Origin of the sequence: Mycobacterium sp. (assembly GCF_044370595.1) — a bacterium.
In the GTDB taxonomy this organism is placed as follows: domain Bacteria; phylum Actinomycetota; class Actinomycetes; order Mycobacteriales; family Mycobacteriaceae; genus Mycobacterium.
In genome coordinates this window covers 1-6,760 of record NZ_JBILVF010000173.1, presented here as the reverse complement: position 1 = coordinate 6,760, position 6,760 = coordinate 1, and the positions used below count along the sequence as shown (strand labels likewise).

Annotated in this window: 7 protein-coding genes and 1 pseudogene; 6 read left to right on the top strand and 2 right to left on the bottom strand. The window is 67.2% G+C overall.

Going from position 1 to position 6,760, the window contains the following annotated elements; translation table 11 throughout:
• Positions 1-375, bottom strand: a pseudogene (locus ADBZ5N_RS16455) (hypothetical protein); the annotation flags it as partial.
• Positions 376-589: 214 nt separating this feature from the next.
• Positions 590-1,087 (bottom strand): DUF1990 domain-containing protein, encoded by a 498-nt coding sequence (locus ADBZ5N_RS16450; protein WP_526259244.1) that lies wholly within the window; start codon positions 1,085-1,087, stop codon positions 590-592.
• Positions 1,088-1,120: 33 nt separating this feature from the next.
• Between ADBZ5N_RS16450 and ADBZ5N_RS16445 the strand changes: the two genes are divergently transcribed.
• The 6 genes from ADBZ5N_RS16445 to ADBZ5N_RS16420 form a co-directional block, all read left to right on the top strand.
• Positions 1,121-1,534: a TIGR02611 family protein gene (locus tag ADBZ5N_RS16445; protein ID WP_526259242.1), complete on the top strand. Its 414-nt coding sequence runs from the start codon at positions 1,121-1,123 to the stop codon at positions 1,532-1,534.
• A gap of 80 nt (positions 1,535-1,614) precedes the next feature.
• Complete coding sequence (gene thrS, locus ADBZ5N_RS16440; protein ID WP_526259240.1) at positions 1,615-3,657, top strand: threonine--tRNA ligase; 2,043 nt, start codon at positions 1,615-1,617, stop codon at positions 3,655-3,657.
• Positions 3,650-4,195, top strand: coding sequence for an ATP adenylyltransferase (locus ADBZ5N_RS16435; RefSeq protein WP_526259238.1), 546 nt, complete (start codon positions 3,650-3,652; stop codon positions 4,193-4,195). The genes thrS and ADBZ5N_RS16435 overlap by 8 nt, the downstream gene beginning before the upstream one ends.
• Positions 4,192-4,869, top strand: a complete 678-nt coding sequence (gene pgsA / locus ADBZ5N_RS16430; RefSeq protein WP_526259236.1) for a phosphatidylinositol phosphate synthase — start codon at positions 4,192-4,194, stop codon at positions 4,867-4,869. The genes ADBZ5N_RS16435 and pgsA overlap by 4 nt, the downstream gene beginning before the upstream one ends.
• A 2-nt stretch (positions 4,870-4,871) precedes the next feature.
• A complete protein-coding gene (locus ADBZ5N_RS16425) occupies positions 4,872-5,777 on the top strand; it encodes a phosphatidylinositol mannoside acyltransferase (protein WP_526259247.1) in 906 nt (301 codons plus the stop codon).
• A partial coding sequence (locus tag ADBZ5N_RS16420; protein WP_526259234.1) for a glycosyltransferase family 4 protein occupies positions 5,777-6,760 on the top strand: 984 nt, incomplete at its 3' end. The genes ADBZ5N_RS16425 and ADBZ5N_RS16420, both read left to right, overlap by 1 nt.

Genomic DNA, 6,760 nt, shown 5'->3' with positions numbered 1-6,760 from the left:
GGAGTGGGGATTCAGCGCTGAGACCCGCGGTCCGGGCTCGATCTCCGGTTGGACCGCGCCGGCCGACTGCCCGCGTCGCGGGCTCACCGTGGCGGCATTGGGCGCCGTTTCATTGGCCGCCGTTTCATTGGACGTCGTTTCATTGGGCGGGGCTTCACCGCGACGGCCGGCTGTGATGGCGGCCGTGCCGCGGGTGCCCACCGACGACGGGGCGCCGTCGGCGGTGCTGCTCTGCGACGAACCGGAACGATCCGTCGACGGCCCGGTGCGGGCGTCATCGGCCCAGCCGACCGCTGTTCCGCCCAGAACCGCCGACCCGACCCCCAGAGCGATCGCCAATCCCCCGACCCGGCCGACGTAAGAGCAGGCTGCCATGAGCGTTCCCTTCGGTAAATTCCTGAAACAAATCTGAGAAGAGACTAACGGCAACATGGGTTTAGTTGCAGAACCAGTCCGAGTTTCAGCGCCACGTCGACAGGAACCAATTTCCGCCGCGGTGGGGCCGTTTCGCGCCGGACCCCGCCCCCGCGGCCGTGTCGCGGTCGGACGGAAAGGCGGTACCCCATGGATGTCGCCGGTGGAACTGCTGCTACACCGCGGCGAGGTAGCGGCGGGTGACCAGCTGTTGCGACAGCATCAGTACCGGTTGACCCACTCTGCTCCACCAGGTCGCCGGACGGGAGAAGGCCGCAATCTCGGCGTAAACCGCGCCGTCGGACGGGTCGTAGCGCACCGCGAACAATTCCTCGCCGCGCACCGCGTGTCCGGGCAGGCTGCCGTAGGCGAAGCCCCGCCGGTTGGGCTCGTCGAGCACGTAGACCACCCGGCACGGAGCAAGGAACGGGCCCAACCTGCCCAACACGTCGGTGCCGATCTGTGCCACCTCGGTGGTGGCGTCCACCTGCAGCCCCGCGCCGCGCAGCATTCCGTAACGCAGCACCGCGTCGGCGGCCTGCTCGAAGCGGGGCCGACCGCGTCCGATGCATTCGACCGCCCGGACATGGCGGTAGCCGGTAGGCATCTCACCTGCGGTCGCGCCCAGTTCCGAGTAGGTCAACGGCCGCCCGGCCAAATCGCTGAGCTTCACGACTCCACCCTGCCACCACGTAACCTCGACGCCATGAGCGGTATCAGGCACCGGATCGCCGACGGTCGGGAGCGGATCCGTGAACGGCGCCTGCTGGACTTCAGCTACCGGGTCGCGGTCGGCGTCATCGGCTTCGGGGTGCTGGCCGTGGGGATCGCCGCCATCCCTTACCCGGGGCCGGGCTGGGCGATCGTCTTTCTGGGCCTGGCGATACTGGCGACGGAGTTCTACTGGGCCCACCGCACTCTGGCCTACACCCGCCGCCGCTACGACACGGCGGTCGGCTGGCTGCGCCGGCAGAGTTGGTGGGTGCAGGCCCTGGGGGTCCTGTTCACCGCGGGCGCGGTAGTGCTGACGCTGTGGCTGCTCGGGGCGCTGGCGTGGTCGGCCAAGCTGATCGGCCTCTACCATCCCAGCCTGGACAGCCCGTTCGGGCTGGGTGCCTGACCAGGCTCTCGATAGCATGGTCGTCGCGACCGCGCCGATCCGGTGCGTCGTTTGTTGCTGCCCGAGAAAGAGACCGTCGATTGAGCGCCCCCGCACACCCTGACCTGCTGCGGGTCCCGGCTGGGACCACCGCGGGCGCCGCCGTCCGTGACGCCGGCCTGCCGGGCCGTGGCGAACCCGGGGCGATCGTGGTGGTCCGCGACGCCGAGGGCAAACTGCGCGACTTGAGCTGGACCCCGGACGCCGACGTCGAGGTGACTCCGGTGGCCGCCGACACCGACGACGGGCGCAGTGTCATCCGGCACTCCGCGGCCCACGTCCTGGCTCAAGCGGTCCAGGAACTGTTCCCGGCGGCCAAGCTCGGCATCGGACCGCCCATCACCGACGGCTTCTACTACGACTTCGACGTGCCGGCCGCCTTCACGCCGGAGGATCTGGAGAAGCTCGAGAAACGTATGCGCGCCATCGTCAAGGACGGTCAACTGTTCTCCCGGCGGGTCTATGCATCCAAGGATCAGGCCCGCGCCGAGTTGGCCGGCGAACCCTACAAACTAGAACTGGTCGACGACAAATCCGGCGATGCGGAAGTGATGGAGGTCGGTGGCGATGAGCTGACCGCCTACGACAACCTCAATCCGCGCACCCGGGAACGGGTTTGGGGTGATCTGTGCCGTGGTCCGCATATCCCGACCACCAAGTACATCCCCGCGTTCAAGCTCACCCGAAGCTCGGCGGCGTACTGGCGCGGCGATCAGAACAATGCCAGCCTGCAGCGGGTCTACGGCACCGCCTGGGAGTCCCAGGAGGCGTTGGACCATCATCTGGACCTGCTTGAGGAGGCCCAGCGGCGCGACCACCGCAAGCTCGGTGTCGAACTCGACCTGTTCAGCTTTCCCGACGAATTGGGTTCGGGTCTGCCGGTTTTCCATCCCAAGGGGGGAATTGTGCGCCGCGAGCTGGAGGAGTACTCGCGGCGAAAGCACATCGAGGCCGGCTACGAGTTCGTCAACACCCCGCACATCACCAAAGAGCAGTTGTACATCACCTCGGGGCACCTGGAGTGGTACGAGGAGGGCATGTTCCCGCCCATGCACATCGACGCCGAGTACGCCGAGGACGGCACGCTGCGCAAGCCGGGGCAGGACTACTACCTCAAGCCGATGAACTGCCCGATGCACCATCTGATCTACCGGGCTCGGGGCCGCAGCTACCGGGAACTTCCGTTGCGGCTCTTCGAATTCGGGACTGTCTACCGCTACGAGAAGTCCGGTGTGGTGCACGGCCTGACCCGGGTGCGCGGGATGACCCAGGATGATTCGCACATCTACTGCACCCGCGAGCAGATGCGCGATGAACTGGCTTCGTTGTTGCGTTTCGTGCTCGACCTGCTCGGCGACTACGGCCTGGACGACTTCTTCCTGGAACTGTCCACCAAGGACCCAGAGAAGTACGTCGGCTCCGATGAGATGTGGGACGAAGCCACCGAGACGCTGCGCGAAGTCGCCGAATCCTCAGGGCTGGAACTGGTGCCCGATCCCGGCGGTGCGGCGTTCTACGGACCCAAGATCTCGGTGCAGGTCCGTGACGCACTGGGCCGCAATTGGCAGATGTCGACCATCCAACTCGACTTCAACATGCCGGAACGGTTCGCCCTGGAGTACACCGCCGCCGACGGCACCCGGCAGCGTCCGGTGCTGATCCACCGTGCCCTGTTCGGTTCCATCGAGCGGTTTTTCGGCATCCTCACCGAGCACTACGCGGGGGCGTTCCCGGCCTGGCTGGCTCCGGTCCAGGTGGTCGGCATCCCGGTCGCCGACGAACACGCTGGTTATCTAAAGGATCTCGCCGCCGAATTGCGGGCGCACGGACTGCGCGCCGAGGTGGACGCCAGCGATGACCGGATGGCCAAGAAGATCGTCAACCACACCAACCAGAAGGTTCCGTTCATGCTGCTGGCCGGTGATCGGGACGTCGAAGCCGGTGCGGTGAGTTTCCGGTTCGCCGACCGCAGCCAGATCAACGGGGTGCCGCGTGAGCAGGCGGTGGCGACGATCCAGGCGTGGGTCGACAGTCGCCAGAACGTCTTTCCCACAGCGGAATTAGTGCAGGCGCGTAGTGGCTGACGAATTGATCGACGCGGGCGTCGGCGATCCGGACCGGCTGCAGCGGCTGTGGACACCGCATCGGATGAGCTACATCGTTGAGACCCCCCGGCCCCGCGGCGACGCTGCGCCGAGTCGCCCGTTCACCGAAATCCCCACCCTCTCTGATGAAGACGGCCTTCTGGTCGCCCGCGGCGAACTGGTCTACGCGGTCCTCAACCTCTACCCGTACAACCCCGGCCACCTGATGGTGGTGCCCTACCGGCAGGTGTCGGAACTGGAGGACCTCACCGACGCCGAGTCGGCCGAACTGATGGCGTTCACCCAGAGGGCGATTCGGGTGATCAAGGCGGTGTCGCGTCCGGACGCGTTCAACGTCGGCCTCAACCTGGGCCGTTCGGCGGGCGGGTCGCTGGCTGAACATCTACACATGCATGTGGTGCCGCGGTGGTTGGGAGACGCCAACTTCATCACCGTCGTCGGCCAGACCAAAGTGATTCCTCAGTTGCTGCGCGACACCCGCGGGCTGCTGGCCGGTGAATGGGCTGCCCAGCCGTGAGCGACTTCTACCTGATGACCCGGGCGGCCTACACCAAACTCAGCGTGCCGATCGCCCGGGCCGCGCTGAAAGTCGGCCTGACACCGGACACCGTCACCATCATCGGCACCGCCGGGTCGGTGCTGGCGGCGCTCACTCTGTATCCGGCCGGACATCTGTTCATCGGCTGGCTGGTGATCTGGTTCTTCGTGCTCGCCGACATGCTCGACGGTGCGATGGCACGTCAGCAAGGCGGCGGCACCCGGTTCGGGGCGGTGCTGGACGCTACCTGCGATCGGATCAGCGACGGAGCGGTGTTCTGCGGACTCATGTGGTGGGCCGCCTTCGGACTGGGCAGTTCATCGCTGGTGGTGGCCACCATGATCTGTCTGGTGACCTCACAGGTGATCTCCTACATCAAAGCCCGCGCCGAGGCCAGCGGACTCGATGGCGGCGGCGGGCTGATCGAGCGCCCCGAGCGCCTGGTGATCGCCCTGGGCGGCGCCGGAATATCCGACCTGCCGTTCTACCCGATGCCGATGGCGCTGCACATCGCGATGTGGGTTCTGGCGGTGGCCAGCCTGGTGACCGTCGGCCAGCGGGTGCACAGTGTGCGCACCTCGCCCGGCGCTATGGACAAGCTCCCCACCTCCGGCGGGGCGGCCGACGGCGATCCCGGAAGCACCGCACAGTGAGGATGCCGTTCGCCGAGAGCCTGACCGACTGGGGCTACGCCGCCGGATGGCTGATGGTTCGCGAGATGCCGGAGTCGTTGGCACGCAGCATCGCCGGCGCCGGCGCCCGCTACGCCGCCCGCGGCGGCGGCCCAGAGCAGCTGCGCAAGAACCTGGCCCGGGTGATCGGCAGCACACCCGACGAGGTTCCCGATCCGTTGATCCGCGCAGCGCTGGCCTCCTACGCCCGGTACTGGCGGGAGGCCTTCCGGCTGCCGTCGATGGATCTGCCCGTCCTGGCCGCCCGGCTCGACCGGGTGTTCATCGGCGCCGAACACTTCGCCGCCGCGCACGCCGCCGGCCGCGGCGCGGTGATGGCGTTGCCGCACAGCGGCAACTGGGACATGGCCGGGGTGTGGCTGGCCCAGAACTACGGCACCTTCACCACGGTGGCCGAGCGACTCAAACCGGAGTCGCTCTACGACCGTTTCATCGAGTTCCGGGAGAGCCTCGGATTCGAGGTGCTGCCGCTGACCGGTGGTCAGCGGCCCCCCTCGGAGGTCCTCGCCGAGCGGTTGCGGGACAACAGGTTCGTCTGTCTGATGGCCGACCGGGACCTGACCCGCTCCGGGGTACCGGTGGAGTTCTTCGGCGAGCCAACCCGGATGCCTGCCGGCCCGGCGAAACTGGCCATCGAGACCGGGGCGCCGCTGCATCCGGCGCACGTCTACTACGACGGCGACGACTGCGTCGTCCAGATCGACGACGCCATTGACACCAGTTCCGGCGACATCGGCGTGATCATCCAGGCCCTCGCCGACCGGTTTGCCATCAATATCGCCAGACATCCCCAGGACTGGCACATGCTGCAGCCGTTGTGGCTGTCCGACCTGTCCGAGAAGCGGCGCGCCTACCTCGAGGAAGCCTGATGCGCATCGGCATGGTGTGCCCCTATTCCTTCGACGTCCACGGCGGGGTGCAGGCGCACGTCCTTCAACTGGCCGAGGTGTTTCACGCCCGCGGGCACGAGGTCAGTGTCTTGGCGCCGTCTTCGCCGCATGTCAAGCTGCCCGACTACGTCGTCTCCGGCGGCAAGGCCGTGCCGATTCCCTACAACGGCTCGGTGGCCCGGCTGCGGTTCGGTCCGGCCACCCACCGGATGGTCAAGAAGTGGATAGCGAAGGGCGAATTCGACGTGCTGCATCTGCATGAGCCCAACGCCCCGAGCCTATCGGTGTTGGCGTTGATGATCGCCGAGGGCCCGATCGTGGCCACCTTCCACACCTCAACCACAAAGTCTCTGGCGCTGGGCCTGTTTCAGGGCATCCTGCGGCCGTGGAATGAGAAGATCGTCGGCCGCATCGCCGTCTCAGACCTGGCCCGGCGTTGGCAGATGGAGGCGCTCGGATCGGATGCGGTGGAAATCCCCAACGGCGTGGACGTTGCATCGTTCGCCTCTGCGCCGACACTGCCCGGCTACCCCCGCCCCGGCAAAACGGTGCTGTTCCTCGGCCGGTTCGACGAACCCCGCAAGGGGATGGCTGTGCTGCTCGGTGCGCTGCCGGCACTGGTGGAGCGCTTCGGAGACATCGAAGTCCTGATCGTCGGCCGCGGCGATGAGGACGAGTTGCGCCAAGAAGCCGGAGATCTGGCCGGGCACCTGAAATTCCTCGGGCAGGTCGAGGACGCCGAAAAGGCCTCGGCGCTGCGCAGCGCCGACGTGTACTGCGCCCCCAACACCGGTGGGGAGAGCTTCGGCATCGTCCTCGTCGAGGCGATGGCGGCCGGAACCGCGGTGGTGGCCAGCAACCTCGACGCCTTCCGCCGAGTGCTCTGCGACGGTAAGGCCGGACGACTGGTGCAGGTTGAAGACTCCGCCGCGCTGGCCGAGGGGCTCATCGCCGTGCTCAGC

Excerpts from the sequence above, each read along its gene's own strand:
- ADBZ5N_RS16445 (WP_526259242.1), top strand. The coding sequence starts at position 1,121 with ATGAGCGGTATCAGGCACCGGATCGCCGACGGTCGGGAGCGGATCCGT.
- ADBZ5N_RS16425 (WP_526259247.1), top strand. The coding sequence starts at position 4,872 with ATGCCGTTCGCCGAGAGCCTGACCGACTGGGGCTACGCCGCCGGATGG.